Below are 15646 nucleotides of genomic sequence, written 5' to 3' on the forward strand. Positions count from 1 at the left end.
TCAAGTCCGGAGTGAACGAGCGATTAAGCGTTTTTGGACCATTGTCCAGTTCACCTATGTTTTTGCGATGTACCTTAGAAAGGCTGCCTTTAACCTAGCCATTCAGTGCATAAGAAAACAAAAAATCGGCAGTATCATTGAGTTTGTGTATCGTGAAACCACAAATGGAACGTCACTTGAGCAAATTAAAAATGAGCTCCAAGTGGCATAGGGTACCTATCATTTCTAATCGAATGGAAATATTTGTATATAAAAATGCTCATTATCAGTTAATATTTATTCATTTTGAATCTTCCATATTCGGTTTCGAACATTTCATTTACTTCCCAAGATTCAACGGTTTTATAAGCTGTTTGTTGATCAAAGCCTTTTCCCAGAAGGTAGGCCATTGCGGCAATTTCAGTTAGCGCATGTTCATAGGAAGTAAGAGCAACTTCTTTTAGACCATAATCAACAAAAGGCTTTATTGCCATTAATGTTTCACTTTTCAAATCCTGATCCGAATTTTCTCTCTCATCGGATTCATTACCCTCTAGATTTGGATGTGCTTCTTTGTATAGCACCGCCCACTGTTCATACAGACTTGTAGCTGTCTCAAAGTCCTCAGAGTCTACTGTTAAATTTTTTTGTAATTTACTCATTAAATTACGCCATGTCTCTTCCCATTCCTCTAAAGTTCTTAAGTCAAAGAGTTTTGAGAACTTCGGTTTCACACTTTCCCAATGAACATAAATGTCGGTACACCATCCCAATAAATATTTATAGTTTTCCGTTTGGGCTTCCATTTTTTTATCACCCTTTTTAAATTTTTTCACTTCTAAAAAAAGAAGCAATATCGCGTGTTAAATGAGGTTAAATACCTTTTAAAACCAATTTACAATTCTATGGTATGTTTCACTTATGTCCCTAGACTAGGCATTTGTCTCATTTAACAAAATAAATTTTGTTTTCTTTCCAAACGGATAAATATGTTGCATTCTGCAAGTATAATTTTCCTTTGCAAACAAGGCCGGTGTTAAAAGTATACAGGCATTTTTAAAACGTTCTTAACAAACAGATAAAGAGCAGGTAAGCTGAGGAACTTGATAAAAACCTGAAGGAAAGCCAACTCAATCGATTATGAAGTATATATAGGGGTCCTGCCGCATACCCATCAAGCTAACGACAGAAACGATTAAAAATGTAATGATCCTTGTCCTAACATCGGTGAGTATCAGAAAAATCGGCATGACAAAGAAGCCTATGAAACTATCATTTTTTCGTTAGGCAACTTGTTGTTGTTTTACTGCTGTCTCATACACAATACCAAGAATGTCAAAAACGGTTTTTTTCTGATACCGATGACACTTACGCCCATTCTTTTTCAACAGGTGATACAGTCGTTGGAGAATCGTTACGAGTTCAGTCAGATCACCTGCCATTGCTGGAAATAGTAACGGAAAATAGTCCTTAATCATATAAATTGATTTGTATTCACTCAGCTCTTGTTTTCTCTTTTTCAACAGGATCTGCCGCATTTGAAACATGGTGGAAGAACAGAGAAGAATCCCGATGAGTTGCCCATATAAATGGCACTCTAGCCGTTCCTTTTTGATGGTTTTACATTCATCTATTTCGAAGAAGGACTTCCATGTTTTAAATAAAATTTCAATCTACCAACGTAACGAATACAATGAATGCACATCGTTTGTCGGTACTTCTTTTGGTGGTGTGTTCGTAATATAAACGTTCATTCCCATCAGCTGTTTACTTTTATCCTTCATGACAATGCCTTTCTTTTTCTCACGTACAGCTTGGTTGTTTAAACGGGTTTTAGTTTGTTCGTTCGTTAGTCGGTGAATGATGACACGTGTCGGTAATTTTTGAATTTGCCCAACATAAGCTTCTGAAAGTTCAATGGTCTCACCCGGTTCCAGTTCGTTCAAGATGTGTGCCATATTAAGTTGAATATATTCGCTCTGCTTTTTCAGTGTGCCGTTTTTGAAGTATTCTGGTTCAGGGTTTTTTACATAAATACGGGTATTTAGCTTTAATCGAGAGAGAGAAAAGGCGCCTAATTCATGAATCGTTTGTAAATCTCGTAAATCAAAATAACCTAAATCACGTAAACAGAAATCGCCTGCTTTCACACTTTCAAGACAAGTTGTGCCATACGTTTTATCATTATCTTTTCCCGGTCCTAGCTGTACGTGTAAAAATTGCCCACTCAATAAGTCATATTCAAGCTGAATCTTTACACCTGCCGTATTACTGCTTCCTCCAGACCCTTGATAATCACTTACGAAGGCATCGGGTAGCTGAAACACTGTGGCATCTAAAATCCGAATACGGTTAAAAATCAAGAAGAGCGTTGACGATAGCGATTGTGTTGCACAAAGTTTCTGTGTGAGAAGTAAAGCAAACACCTCACGAAGAAACTGAACGGCTGCTGGATTAAACCGTTGATTCAATCCTTCCTGACTCATCAGGACACCTGTTGAAGCTTCTAGTCGACTACACAGTTGTGCAAGCGATGTGCGAGCGACTTCCTGGCTAAGCCACACGCAAAGAGCCATCAGTTCATTTGCTTGATACTTACTCGATCGCTTCACAAATCCCACTTTCTTAGCGATTTCTTGTAAGGCAATGGGAGACAAAGAGCGTTGTAATTCTTGTGCAAATAGGTGTAATTCTTCGGAAAACTGAACATCCATAAAAAAACGCCATCCTTTTCGAGTAGTTTACTAAAAAGAATAACGTTTTTTTTCGTTTTGGGGAAAATCCATTGCGTTAGCTTGATGGGTATGCGTTCTTACGGACAAACCCATGATAGTCCTGAAAGGGAGGTGACTTCTCGTTGGTCTCTCGTAGGCATATAAAATTGCGGCTATCTTTTGGCGATAGAAACGTACTGTTATGTATACCTCCAATCGGAGCGTCGGCGTACGTTTTACTTACCACTATAGTGTGTGAAGAAGATACGACAGCAAATGGACCTGCAATGGGATGCTTGAGCCGATGTGTCTTGAAAGGGACTAGTACGGTTCTCAGGGGAGGAAGGGGCAGTGATGCCCCTAACTTACCCGACTTAACTAGAATTGTATAGAGTATTCATTATTTCTTTTAGCCTTGTTATTTGCCCATTATTATCCATTTTGTACACCTATAATTAGGCAACTGCATAAGATGAAAAGGGAAATAAAAACATAAGAGGAGAATGAGTATGTACCATAAATCATCCTATCACCATCAATGGCATAATCCAATGTATTACAACTGGAATCCACATTATTATAATTGGAATAATAATTATTCGAATAACAGCGGAAATCCTTATTTTAGAAACATCCAATTGAAGGATTATGGGCCAAAGCCATTTGTCGTTAATATCAATGAAGCAACGAAGCAAAACAATACGTATCGTACTGCTTTATGGACAGGACCACATTTACAAGTTACTTTAATGAGTCTCAATGTTGGCGAAGATATCGGTTTGGAAATACATCCTGACGTTGATCAATTCTTACGTATTGAACAGGGCCAGGGAATTGTTCAAATGGGCAAGAGGAAAGATAATTTAAACTTTGAAAGAAATGTCTATGATGATTTTGCAGTAATGATACCTGCTGGAACATGGCATAATCTAACTAATACCGGCAATATTCCACTAAAACTTTACTCGATATATGCTCCTCCTAATCATCCATTTGGTACTGTTCATGTTACCAAAGCAGATGCATTGACTGCAGAAGAAGGATCCGATCATGGCAATGGAAATACATTTGTTTTTGGCAGGACTCCAGATGAATGGGTATAGTACACAGAATTTCTAGTAAAAGAAGGGTTAGAGGATGTTAAAAGAGGAATAAATGCTACACACATTCTTCAAGAATTTATTCTAATGGGAGTTCTTGTTGGGAAAGGGTATTCTCCTAAAAAAGCATATGAAACAGTAGAAGAATGGGAACGTACAGGAAAATCTAAACTTCTTCAGCAAAGCAAAATTATGTAAAAAGGATTTTCTAAACCGGGCTGTTGACAAACTAAAGAATCCCATTACCGGACACAACATATTGTAAAATGAAAAAGAAGATGAACACTACATTTAGTAGATATTCATCTTCTTTTTTGCTTAAAGGGGTATTTGTAACAGCCCTTAAACGAAGATCATTTTTTATTACCAATAACATCGAAATTGTAAATTAAATTGTATAGAGTATTCATGTGTTCCTTAGAGTTAAATACTACAAAACCTGAATATCATTAGTGTTGCATTAATTTATTTTCACTATTAAAAATACTCAAATGTTCAATTTTATTATTTTGTGCAAAGAAAAAGTCCTTTATAATGGATAAGTCAGGTGGTAACCCGTCCAAATCCACTAAAAAAGGACCAACTCATGGACAAGATTACACGAAAAACTTCATTTGGACAATGGTTTTCACCAATAAATCTTCAACTTTTTGAAGAAACCGTGAAAACGTTGAAAGTAGATTACTATACGAAAAAACTAAAAACAGACTCATTTCTAAAATTACTCCTTTTTGCACAGCTACAAGAAGTCGAAAGTTTGCATGAGCTAAGCGATTGTCTTTTCGACGACCAACTACAAAAAGGCATTGATCTTGATTCAATCAGTATTTCTCAGCTCTCACGCCGATTAAACGGTATAAATCCAGATTTATTTCAAAGGCTTTTCCTTGCTGAAAATTACTTTCGTCTTCTAAAAATGATGGATTCAAAAGGAAATGAACTGCATTTAATTACCAATCGTTTTGATTTGAGTGCCGAAGAAATTTCAGAGATGTACATGTTCTTTAAATGGATCAAACAGCATCTCAGCATCAAAAAGTTCTACGGTCAAAGTGAATGGGCGATTCAAAACCAAGTGTTTATCGCCCTGATTGTTTTTTGCCTACATGTTCTCGTACAACTTGAAACAAGAAGTAAGCGAAAAACCTTACAAATTAGCCGTTATTTAAGGGCTGCATTGTGGAAACCAGCCCATATCTGGCTTCGAAAGATTGAAGGGAAAGCCATCCCTTAATAAGCAAATTGTTGTTGTCGCACAAGTCTAATTGTAAAAAAGACCCAAATGGATGGAGCCACCTTTGAATAGGTATTTACCTTTTTGGCTCTAAAGAAGGAGGATAATCAGACTGAAAATTTCGACAATATTTATGCAACACTAGTGTCTTTTTTTATATAATTCATCTTTCGTTTTAACTGTTCGTGCTACTTCTACTATTCCTTCCCCTTTATCCACAGTTAATAAAAAATCCGTTGTCATCACAATTGGCTCATTTGTTTTAGGATCAACTGGATGTTTAATACCTAACTCATCTGCAATGACAATTGTTTCTTCCAACGGCAATAACGGAAATTGTTCTCGAATATCGATAATATAATTTGAATATTCAGTTAAATAAAAGTAGTTTCGTTCTAAATCAGATAAAAATTCATGTTGTCGATTTGTTTTAATCCCTTTCAAGCGAGTAGACCTTCCAAGTGAAGAAACGTCTTGAATGTTTAACCATGGTTTGTAGTCCGAACCAATACCTGAACCTCTACCTTCTTTAATCCATTTTTCGATTTTAGATGTTCTAGTTCTTTTAGACATAAAAACACCCCTTTGAATTAGTTTAATCCAAAGGGGCGAAACGGTGCAACTTTTTTAAAAACAGTATGACTTTTTTCAAAACGGTACATCTTTTTTTAAAACGGTATAACTTTATTTAAAATCTACAATGATCTAAAAAACTAATCAGTTATTACTCAACCGTAACAGACTTAGCTAAGTTACGTGGTTTATCTACGTCACAATCACGGTGTAGAGCTGCGTAGTAAGAAATTAATTGTAATGGAATAACCGCTGCTAAAGGTGCTAATGTTTCGTGTACCTTTGGAATTACATAGCGATCTTCTTCTGTTTCTAAGCCCTTCATTGAGATAATGCAAGGATTAGCTCCGCGCGCTACTACTTCTTTTACGTTTCCGCGAATGCTTAAGTTTACATGCTCTTGTGTTGCAAGGGCAATAACAGGCGTATTGTTCTCAATTAACGCAATTGTTCCGTGCTTTAACTCTCCACCAGCAAATCCTTCTGCTTGGATATAAGAGATTTCCTTAAGCTTTAAAGAACCTTCTAATCCAACGTAATAGTCAACAGAGCGTCCGATGAAGAATGCGTTACGCGTTGTTGCTAAGAATTGAAGAGCGATGCTTTCCATTTCTTCTTTATCGTCACATAGAACTTCCATTGTATTAGCAACAATCGCTAGTTCTTGCATTAAGTCAAAATCAAGCTTAATGCCACGTGCTTGTGCAGTTACTGCTGCTAAAATTGAAAGTACTGCTAGCTGAGCAGTATATGCTTTTGTAGAAGCAACAGCAATCTCTGGACCAGCGTGTAATAATAACGTGTAATCTGACTCACGAGATAGAGTTGATCCCGGAACGTTTGTAATTGTTAATGCTTTGTGACCAAGCTCTTTAATCTGAACAAGAACTGCACGGCTATCTGCAGTTTCACCACTTTGAGAAATAAAGATGAATAGTGGTTTTTCAGATAAAAGTGGCATGTTGTAAGAAAACTCACTCGCTACGTGGACTTCAACTGGAACTTTCGCCCAAGTTTCAATGAATTGTTTTCCTACTAATCCAGCATGGTAACTTGTTCCACAAGCAACGATATATACACGATCAGAGTCGTTCATTGCTTTTACAATATCCTCATCAACATGAAGTTCATTGTCAGCACCTTGATATTGCTGAATGATTTTACGCATTACTAGAGGCTGCTCATCAATTTCTTTTAGCATGTAGTGAGGATACGTACCCTTTTCAATATCACTTGCATCTAATTCAGCAGTGTAAGGATCGCGCGCTACTACTTCACCATCTAATGTTTTAATTGTAACAGCTTCTTTTGTTACGATTACTGTTTCTTTATCCATTAGCTCTACATATTGGTTTGTTACTTGTAGCATCGCCATTGCATCACTTGCTACAACGTTAAAGCCTTCACCTAAACCAACAAGTAACGGACTTTTATTTTTAGCAACATAAATTGTGTTTTTATCTTCATTATCAATTAATGCTAGTGCATAAGAACCGTGTAGTAAGCTTACCGCTTTACGGAATGCTTCTTCTACTTCTAATCCTTCACTTGCAATTTTTTCAATTAAATGAACGATTACTTCTGTATCCGTTTCACTTTTGAATTCAACATCTTGTAAATACTCACGCTTTAAGATTGCGTAGTTCTCAATAACTCCGTTGTGAACTAGCGTAAAGCGACCGTTATGACTTTGGTGTGGGTGAGCATTTTCACGGCTTGGAACACCGTGTGTTGCCCAGCGCGTATGACCGATACCAGCTGGTGCTACAACGTTATTATCGACTGATTGACGTAGTTCAGCAATACGTCCTTTTTCTTTGAATACGTGTACGCCACCGTCATTAACAACTGCAATACCCGCTGAGTCATATCCACGATATTCTAATTTTTCAAGACCACGTAATAAAATTTCCTTTGAATCTTGAGTTCCAATATAACCTACAATTCCGCACATAGATTGTAATCCTCCTTAAAGTAATGAAGAACGTTACCTTCTTCACAATAACGATTATCTTCTTAATGCGTTTGTCCAAAGAGTCACCCCTTTGTTTTTCACATTAAGCTTTCGATTGTGATAATCAACAACCGGGAGGCATCCGCCGATACTTCGATAAACCTCCTCCTCGTCAACTAAGCCACTGTCGTCTCAGACTTAGTTCAGGCGCTTTTACATATATTAAATTACTTTTAACATTCCCTCCTTTTGTAAACTAGAGACGAACAGATTTAATCTTACAACAAAGCATAAGAAATCGTCAATTATCTTTATTACCAATAGTAAAAACAGGCCTTTTTGCGTGCCGCTTTGTACAATTGGCATAATATAAAAATATGCATAAGCAGCTCATGTGGTCACTGCTTATGCATAGAATGATGAACTACTCTAGTCCCATTTCTTCTTTTACAACTTCAACAATGCGGTTTACGTAAGTCTCACACTCATTTTGGCTTGGTGCTTCAACCATTACGCGCACAAGTGGCTCTGTACCTGAAGGGCGAACAAGAACGCGACCGTTTCCAGCCATTTCTTTTTCTACTTCGGTAATTATTTCTTTTACCTTCTCGTTTTCAGTTACGTGATGTTTATCCGTTACTCTCACGTTTACAAGCAGCTGTGGAAACTTTGTCATTTCGTTTGCTAGTTCAGATAATTTTTTATTTGTTGCCTTCATAATGTTTACAAGCTGAATCGCAGACAACATACCGTCTCCTGTCGTGTTATAATCAAGGAAGATAATATGACCTGATTGCTCTCCACCTAAATTGTATTGATGTACTTTCATCTCTTCTACCACGTAGCGATCTCCAACCGCTGTCTGAGCACTTTCAATTCCGTTTGCTTCAAGAGCCTTGTAGAATCCAAGGTTACTCATAACCGTAGAGACAAGCGTGTTATGTTTTAAACGCCCTTGTTCAAATAAATACTTTGCACAAATGAACATAATTTGATCGCCATCTACAATGTCACCATTTTCATCGATTGCAATTAGTCGGTCGCCGTCACCATCAAAAGCTAATCCTACGTCCGCACCTTTTTCTTTCACAAATGCTGATAATGCTTCAGGGTGAGTAGAACCAACACCTTCGTTAATATTTAATCCATTTGGAGATGCACCCATTGTTGAAATATCAGCATCTAAGTCTGCAAATAAATGTGCTGCTAGAGATGAAGTCGCACCATGTGCACAGTCAAGCGCAACGTGTAAGCCAGAAAAATCTTCATCGATTGTTTGCTTCAGATACTGAAGATATTTTTGACCGCCTTCAAAATAGTCATTTACCTGTCCAAGATCTTTACCAACAGGTCTTGGTAGCTCATCTTTTGGATTATCAATTAATGCTTCAATTTCATTTTCTTGAGCATCAGATAACTTGAATCCATCTGGACCAAAAAACTTGATTCCGTTATCTTGCACTGGGTTGTGTGAAGCAGAAATCATAACCCCTGCTTGTGCACCCAGCGCTTTTGTTAAGTAAGAAACACCTGGAGTTGAGATTACACCCAAGCGCATTACCTCCGCTCCGATAGACAGAAGACCTGCTACCAAAGCTCCCTCTAACATATGCCCTGATACACGCGTATCGCGACCGATTAGGACTTTTGGTCGTTCTGTATCTTTTGTTAATACGTATCCTCCAAAACGACCAATTTTAAATGCAAGCTCAGGTGTTAATTCACTGTTTGCAACACCCCTTACACCGTCTGTTCCAAAATACTTACCCATTCTTTTTCTCTCCTTTTATGTCCATTGTGTATATTTAATTTGCGGATGATGAGCCACTTTCTTCATTACTTGCATTGTTTTCAACGTTACCTTCATCCTCTTCGTTAGATCCGGTATTATCAGACGGATCAGAAGGCTCGTCCGGATTATTATTACCGCCTTCTTCTGGTGGTTCAGAAGGGTTTTGTTCTTCTTCATCTGAAGGGTTTCTTTCACTAACTTTCACTCGTAGCGTTTTTGTAGAAAGAGTGCCTTCAATCCCGCTTGGAACCGTTAAAGAAATAGGAACCGAAAACTCACCAGGTGTTAACCTTGCGACATTGGCAGATATACCAATATCACTTCGAGTAACATTTCTTAGCTGTTGTTGTGGTCCTGATAGGTCAACTCGTACCGCTCCGTTTTTAGGAGATAAAATTTCATATTTATATTTGGAGTTTTGACCATTTAATGACACTGACAAGCTTTCAAACGACTTTTTTCCATCTTTCTCTTCTTCGGCTACAGAGGTTTCTTCTGCGTCAGTTTCTTCTTCCTCTTCTTCATCCAGCTTTTTTACGTTTACACTCACTGTAACTTGCTTAGGCTGAACGCTATCTGCACCTTCTGGAACAGGGACATCAACTTTTACTTCGGAAGTTTTGGAAATCCCCGTCACGTCGACTGGGATATTATCAATTGACGAGATAGAATCTAATACGTCTTTTTCACCAATAACGGTTACTTCATCTTTATCTAAAGAAAGATCTGTAATTTCAATTCCTTCGCCTAAGGTGCCCGTTTGCTCAAGGCTAATCGGAACCTTCTTACTTCTATTTTCAATTGGGATTGTAACATTAACTACTTCTGGTTCAATAGCTACATCTAGCTTATTCAGGTTTTTATCAAATGCTACTACCTCTGCTTGTTCATTTACATCTTTACTTACGTTATCTAATTCAACAAGAGCTTTTACATAGGCTACTTGCGATAGCTGACTCTTAGCTCCAGTAACCGTTACCGTCTCTGGACTAATTTGTGCAGAGCCCGCTTTATAACCTTTTTTTACCTGGTTTTTATCAAAGCTTGCTTCTACTGGAAATTCTTGTGATTGTTGATTTTCAATGCTAACTGTTACGACTTGCGGATCAATTTTAACATCCAGACGATCCGAAATATTTCGGTGTTGTAATTCTACTTGGTGCTCTCCCAAACCGTAGTTATTTAAATCCACATATACTTCCAAATCTTGCTTTAGCTTTTCTTGTTGAAGAGCACTTTTAGAACCTTCTAAAGTAACATTAACCGTATCTGGAACACCGCTAATAATCATATTATCTTGATCATAGAAGACTTCCACAGGAACATTTGTAATGGTTTCTGTACCTGTTCCTGATGATTTACTTGTGCCAAGGATTGTATTTGTATCTTGATTATCGATGCTAACAGATAGATAAAGCATCAAAGCTAAAAGAAGCGCAATTATTTTCATGATCCAAGGATTGTTTAATAATCTATCCATTCTTCTTCGACCTCCATTGCCAACGAGCTGAAGAAGATGCTCTTGAAGTATTAACCAACTCTTTCTCAAGCATTTCTTTTAACGTATCAATTGTTAACTCACGATATAACTCACCATTCTTTGTCACAGAAATACCACCTGTTTCTTCAGATACTATAACCGTTATACTATCTGTTACTTCACTAATACCAACAGCTGCTCGGTGACGAGTTCCTAGCTCCTTTGAAATGAAGGGGCTTTCGGAAAGTGGTAAGTAGCAAGCTGCAGCTGAAACTTGATTGCGCTGTAAAATAACGGCTCCATCATGCAATGGCGTATTAGGAATAAATAAATTAATCAATAGCTCTGATGAAACATTGGCATTTAGCGGAATACCTGTTTCAATATAATCAGTCATTCCTGTTTCTCGCTCAATCGAAATTAAAGCTCCTATACGACGCTTTGCCATATAATGCGTAGCTTTTGTAATAGCTTCAATTGTTAATGCGCGTTCATCCTCTTCAGGAAGGCTAGTTTTAGAAAATAAACTCCCTCTTCCTAATTGCTCCAACGCTCTGCGAACTTCAGGTTGGAAAATAATAATAACTGCTAAAAATCCCCATGTTAAGGCTTGATCCATTAACCATTGTAATGTGTTTAGGCCCAGGAAGTTACTAATAAAGCGTACAACAACGATGACGATTATTCCTTTGAGTAACTGTACAGCTTTCGTACCTCTGATGACCATTATCAATTTATATATAACAAACCAAACAAGGAGAACATCGATTATATTTCCTAAATATGCGAAGATCGGTAGCTCTCCAAAAGGCATCGTCTCACTTCCTCTATTTATATGTAGTCAATTAAACATAACTTTTTTATTATATCATAAATTTAAAATTCCCTACTAGTTAGACATAACAACAATTGGTTTTTATTTACAAAAAGAATCGTCCAATAGTCGTGATGACCGGGGACGATTCTTTAGCAAATCTTTATTTTTACCGTCAAGGGAACTTGTTTTTATTCATTATTTGACAGGTTAACTGCGTCTTTAACACCATTCTTTACATTGTACCAAATCCATTCAAACATTTGGTCTAATTCTTCAATATCACCGGTAACCTCCCCCGCAGATGCAAGGTATTGATCACCATTAATAACTGTAATATTTCCATCTACCTTTCCTTCTACTTTTATATCACCGTTGCGTACAGTAACATCTCCTTTAACCACTTCGCCAGCTGGTACAATAACAGTCTTGTTTTCAATCACAAGGTTATCCTGCTTAGAGACTGCAAACTCTTCGTTAGTATTCCATGCTGAAAAAGTAGCCCCAGACATTAACAACGTAAACACAGCAGCTGCTGTTAAAAATGGGTGATTGGTAAACCAACGATTCATTCTTACAGCGCTCTTCTCTTTAGGAAGACCTGCCATAATATTAGCCGTAAAGTTCATAGGTGTATCAATATGAGAAGTGCTTTGAACAAAAGCAATGGTTCGCTTTAATTGTTTAAAATGTTCTTGGCATGCATCACATTCCTGTAAATGCTGCTTCAATAACTGTTCATTCTCTTTTGTAAGATCTCCATCTAAGTATTCATGGATTAGATTTACATAGGAACTTGAGCATTTCATTATTTTCACTCCTTACAAATGGCGAAGTCTGTTTCTTAAGGCTTCCCTTCCTCTATGAATTCTTGTCTTTACAGTACCAATCGGTAGCTCTAAAATTTCACTAATTTCTTTCAAAGAAAGTTCATCAATATATTTCAGCACAATAACTGTACGATATTTCTCAGGTAGCTTTAAAATTTCAGATTGAATTAAGTCTTGCAGCTCTCCTCTTTCTAATTCATCTTCAGGGAGTGCTTGGTCTGCAGCAATCTGTGAGTACATATTAAGACCTTCCGTTCCAGCTACTTCTGCATCTAAATAATAATCTGGCTTCTTTTTACGAATTTTATCAATACAAAGATTTGTTGCAATCCGATATAGCCATGTGGAAAATTTCTTGGATGAGTCATAACTGTGAATATTAACATAGGCTCGAATAAAAGCTTCCTGAGCCGCATCTTGCGCTTCTTCACGATTACCTAACATGCGATAGCATAGCTGATAGAGCTTATCTTTATGATATTCTACAATATCAGCAAACGCATCTTGATCGCCTTTTTTTACTTTTTTTATTTTCCGCTTTAATAATAACTCCATGTAAAAGTGACCTCCGCCCATTGCGGGATAGTATATATACGTTTACTTCTAATTAAAGTTTCATTCATGCTTAATTATTTTAACAAAAATTTGATGTTTATGTTTAAGATTTTTTAAATTGGGATATTTATGAAGTAAAAGACTATTATAAAGTGAGGAATGTCGCTGATGGAGAAAAATTTACTGGAACGAATTGAAGAGCATCGCCACATGATGTTAAATACTGCACAACAAACATCTCTATGTTCTAAAGAGGTACTGAGGTTAAGCTCAGAGTTAGATACACTATTAAACCAATATACAAAGCAATCAAACTAAATCAGCCCTTGTTTTCAACAACAAGAGCTGATTCTTTTTTATAGTAATTTTTCGCCGAATAAAGAACCCATCAACGCAACAGCCACCGTTGCTGTTTTATTACGCTCATCTAAGATGGGATTAACTTCTACAAACTCAGCTGAAGTAACGACGTTAGATTCAGCTAGCATTTCCATAGCTAGATGGCTTTCTCTGTAGCTAATTCCTCCAATAACAGGTGTTCCTACTCCAGGTGCGTCATGAGGGTCTAAACCATCTAAATCGAGTGACAAATGTACTCCATCTGTTTTATCTTTCAAGTAAGAAATTGTCTCTTCCATAACATGTGCCATTCCAAGTCTATCAACTTCATGCATTGTGTATACCTTAATGCCAATCTCTTTAATTAATTCTCTTTCTCCTTCATCTAAAGAACGTGCACCAATAATCACAATGTTTTCAGGCTTAATTTTTGGCATGTATCCAAAAATATTTGTTAACGTTGGATGCCCAATGCCTAGACTAGCTGCTAGTGGCATTCCATGTATGTTGCCTGATGGAGAAGTGTCAGCCGTATTTAAATCTCCATGTGCGTCATACCAAATAACTCCAAGATTCTCATAATGCTTGCTAACACCGGCTAACGTTCCAATAGCAATACTATGATCACCACCAAGTACAAGTGGAAAATTGCCATTTGTAATAACATGATCTACTTTAGACGCTAATCGTTCACTAGCATCTGCTACAGCCTTCAAGTTTTTTAAATTTGTTTTTAAATCATTATGTACTCTTTCTGCAGGAGCAATTTCAATATTCCCTTCGTCCTTAACCACATAACCAATATTTTCAATTCGCTCTACTACTCCCGCATAACGAATCGCACTTGGCCCCATGTCTACCCCTCGACGTGTTTGGCCTAAATCCATTGGTACACCAATAATTGATACATTTTTCATTTCTCTTTCTCCCCTTTTTATCTTTCATACTCCTATTGTATAGCTAAAAGTAAGGATGGCTCAACTCAACACTTTTCTGAATATATATACAACTTAAAAAGAGACAAAAAAACCTCTAAACCGTTGTTTAGAGGTGAATAATTTATGTAATTGGTGGAGCCTAGCGGGATCGAACCGCTGACCTCCTGCGTGCAAGGCAGGCGCTCTCCCAGCTGAGCTAAGGCCCCAACAAAACGAAATAATAATAATTGGAGCGGAAGACGAGGTTCGAACTCGCGACCCCCACCTTGGCAAGGTGGTGTTCTACCACTGAACTACTTCCGCATATAAGAGTGAGCCATGAAGGACTCGAACCTTCGACCCTCTGATTAAAAGTCAGATGCTCTACCAACTGAGCTAATGGCTCTTAATGGCTGGGCTAGCTGGATTCGAACCAACGCATGACGGAGTCAAAGTCCGTTGCCTTACCGCTTGGCTATAGCCCAATAAGATGGTGGAGGGGGGCAGATTCGAACTGCCGAACCCGAAGGAGCGGATTTACAGTCCGCCGCGTTTAGCCACTTCGCTACCCCTCCAGAAAACAATGGTGCCGGCAAGAGGACTTGAACCCCCAACCTACTGATTACAAGTCAGTTGCTCTACCAGTTGAGCTACACCGGCAACATGTTCATGGTGGAGGATGACGGGATCGAACCGCCGACCCCCTGCTTGTAAGGCAGGTGCTCTCCCAGCTGAGCTAATCCTCCAAATTTCTTGTATAAAATTAAGTGGTGACCCGTACGGGATTCGAACCCGTGTTACCGCCGTGAAAGGGCGGTGTCTTAACCACTTGACCAACGGGCCATAAATGGCTCCACAGGTAGGACTCGAACCTACGACCGATCGGTTAACAGCCGATTGCTCTACCACTGAGCTACTGTGGAATCTTATAAAGCCTGGCAACGTCCTACTCTCACAGGGACAAAGTCCCAACTACCATCGGCGCTAGAGAACTTAACTTCCGTGTTCGGCATGGGAACGGGTGTGACCTCTCTGCTATCGCCACCAGACATGTTTTGAGATTATTCTCTCAAAACTAGATAACATTTTGCTGAGTACTAGGTTTACTGTCTAGCTATAGCTCCTAATTAGTCGCCTTCGCTTTTCTAATTTGGTTAAGTCCTCGATCGATTAGTATCAGTCAGCTACACACGTCGCCGTGCTTCCACCTCTGACCTATCAACCTGATCATCTTTCAGGGATCTTACTAGCTTGCGCTATGGGAAATCTCATCTTGAGGGGGGCTTCATGCTTAGATGCTTTCAGCACTTATCCCGTCCACACATAGCTACCCAGCGATGCCTTTGGCAAGACAACTGGTACACC

At 38.2% G+C, this 15646-nt stretch carries 11 protein-coding genes, 9 tRNA genes, 2 rRNA genes and 3 pseudogenes; 4 read left to right on the forward strand and 21 right to left on the reverse strand.

Annotated elements, in window-relative coordinates; genetic code table 11:
- A pseudogene (locus tag A2U94_RS21660) lies at positions 1–211 on the forward strand (IS701-like element ISPlan1 family transposase); the annotation flags it as partial.
- A gap of 58 nt (positions 212–269) precedes the next feature.
- Here the strand turns inward: A2U94_RS21660 and A2U94_RS21975 are convergent.
- Positions 270–785: a hypothetical protein gene (locus A2U94_RS21975; RefSeq protein WP_025911185.1), complete on the reverse strand. Its 516-nt coding sequence runs from the start codon at positions 783–785 to the stop codon at positions 270–272.
- Positions 786–1262: 477 nt separating this feature from the next.
- Positions 1263–2693, reverse strand: a pseudogene (locus tag A2U94_RS18870) (IS4 family transposase).
- A gap of 503 nt (positions 2694–3196) precedes the next feature.
- On the opposite strand from A2U94_RS18870, the gene A2U94_RS18875 reads away from it, so the two are divergent.
- Positions 3197–3796: a cupin domain-containing protein gene (locus tag A2U94_RS18875; RefSeq protein WP_231882783.1), complete on the forward strand. Its 600-nt coding sequence runs from the start codon at positions 3197–3199 to the stop codon at positions 3794–3796.
- A gap of 583 nt (positions 3797–4379) precedes the next feature.
- Positions 4380–5027 (forward strand): DUF4372 domain-containing protein, encoded by a 648-nt coding sequence (locus tag A2U94_RS18880; RefSeq protein ID WP_062954761.1) that lies wholly within the window; start codon positions 4380–4382, stop codon positions 5025–5027.
- A gap of 147 nt (positions 5028–5174) precedes the next feature.
- Here A2U94_RS18880 and A2U94_RS18885 read toward each other — a convergent pair.
- The 7 genes and pseudogenes from A2U94_RS18885 to sigW form a co-directional block, all read right to left on the reverse strand.
- Positions 5175–5600: pseudogene (locus tag A2U94_RS18885) on the reverse strand (TnsA endonuclease N-terminal domain-containing protein); the annotation flags it as partial.
- A 151-nt stretch (positions 5601–5751) separates the two neighbouring features.
- Entirely contained in the window at positions 5752–7554 is a 1803-nt protein-coding gene (gene glmS / locus A2U94_RS18890; RefSeq protein WP_025911479.1) for a glutamine--fructose-6-phosphate transaminase (isomerizing), read from the reverse strand.
- 424 nt (positions 7555–7978) lie between these two features.
- The gene (glmM, locus tag A2U94_RS18895) at positions 7979–9325 is read right to left on the reverse strand and encodes a phosphoglucosamine mutase (protein WP_025911477.1); all 1347 of its coding nucleotides are present in this window, start codon (positions 9323–9325) and stop codon (positions 7979–7981) included.
- 34 nt (positions 9326–9359) lie between these two features.
- Positions 9360–10826, reverse strand: a complete 1467-nt coding sequence (locus A2U94_RS18900) for a CdaR family protein (protein WP_025911475.1) — start codon at positions 10824–10826, stop codon at positions 9360–9362.
- Entirely contained in the window at positions 10819–11640 is an 822-nt protein-coding gene (cdaA, locus tag A2U94_RS18905) for a diadenylate cyclase CdaA (RefSeq protein ID WP_025911474.1), read from the reverse strand. The genes A2U94_RS18900 and cdaA overlap by 8 nt, the downstream gene beginning before the upstream one ends.
- A 191-nt stretch (positions 11641–11831) precedes the next feature.
- Positions 11832–12449: an anti-sigma factor family protein gene (locus A2U94_RS18910; protein ID WP_025911473.1), complete on the reverse strand. Its 618-nt coding sequence runs from the start codon at positions 12447–12449 to the stop codon at positions 11832–11834.
- A gap of 12 nt (positions 12450–12461) precedes the next feature.
- A complete protein-coding gene (gene sigW / locus A2U94_RS18915; RefSeq protein WP_025911472.1) occupies positions 12462–13025 on the reverse strand; it encodes an RNA polymerase sigma factor SigW in 564 nt (187 codons plus the stop codon).
- A 168-nt stretch (positions 13026–13193) separates the two neighbouring features.
- On the opposite strand from sigW, the gene A2U94_RS20940 reads away from it, so the two are divergent.
- Complete coding sequence (locus tag A2U94_RS20940; protein WP_100346476.1) at positions 13194–13343, forward strand: aspartyl-phosphate phosphatase Spo0E family protein; 150 nt, start codon at positions 13194–13196, stop codon at positions 13341–13343.
- Between the two features lie 38 nt (positions 13344–13381).
- Here A2U94_RS20940 and rocF read toward each other — a convergent pair whose 3' ends face one another.
- The 12 genes from rocF to A2U94_RS18975 all read right to left on the reverse strand — a co-directional run.
- The gene (gene rocF, locus A2U94_RS18920; RefSeq protein WP_025911471.1) at positions 13382–14281 is read right to left on the reverse strand and encodes an arginase; all 900 of its coding nucleotides are present in this window, start codon (positions 14279–14281) and stop codon (positions 13382–13384) included.
- A gap of 151 nt (positions 14282–14432) precedes the next feature.
- A tRNA-Ala gene (locus tag A2U94_RS18925) sits at positions 14433–14508 on the reverse strand.
- A 22-nt stretch (positions 14509–14530) separates the two neighbouring features.
- Positions 14531–14605: transfer RNA gene (locus A2U94_RS18930), tRNA-Gly, on the reverse strand.
- A 9-nt stretch (positions 14606–14614) separates the two neighbouring features.
- A tRNA-Lys gene (locus A2U94_RS18935) sits at positions 14615–14687 on the reverse strand.
- A 4-nt stretch (positions 14688–14691) separates the two neighbouring features.
- Positions 14692–14766: transfer RNA gene (locus tag A2U94_RS18940), tRNA-Gln, on the reverse strand.
- Between the two features lie 6 nt (positions 14767–14772).
- Positions 14773–14856, reverse strand: a tRNA-Tyr gene (locus A2U94_RS18945).
- Between the two features lie 9 nt (positions 14857–14865).
- Positions 14866–14941, reverse strand: a tRNA-Thr gene (locus tag A2U94_RS18950).
- 10 nt (positions 14942–14951) lie between these two features.
- A tRNA-Val gene (locus A2U94_RS18955) sits at positions 14952–15027 on the reverse strand.
- Positions 15028–15049: 22 nt separating this feature from the next.
- Positions 15050–15124, reverse strand: a tRNA-Glu gene (locus A2U94_RS18960).
- A 5-nt stretch (positions 15125–15129) separates the two neighbouring features.
- Positions 15130–15204 (reverse strand) — tRNA-Asn (locus A2U94_RS18965).
- A gap of 10 nt (positions 15205–15214) precedes the next feature.
- A 5S ribosomal RNA gene (gene rrf / locus A2U94_RS18970) occupies positions 15215–15330 on the reverse strand.
- Between the two features lie 101 nt (positions 15331–15431).
- A 23S ribosomal RNA gene (locus A2U94_RS18975) occupies positions 15432–15646 on the reverse strand; the annotation flags it as partial.

Source organism: Bacillus sp. VT 712, assembly GCF_001614195.1.
Lineage (GTDB): Bacteria > Bacillota > Bacilli > Bacillales > Bacillaceae_H > Priestia > Priestia flexa.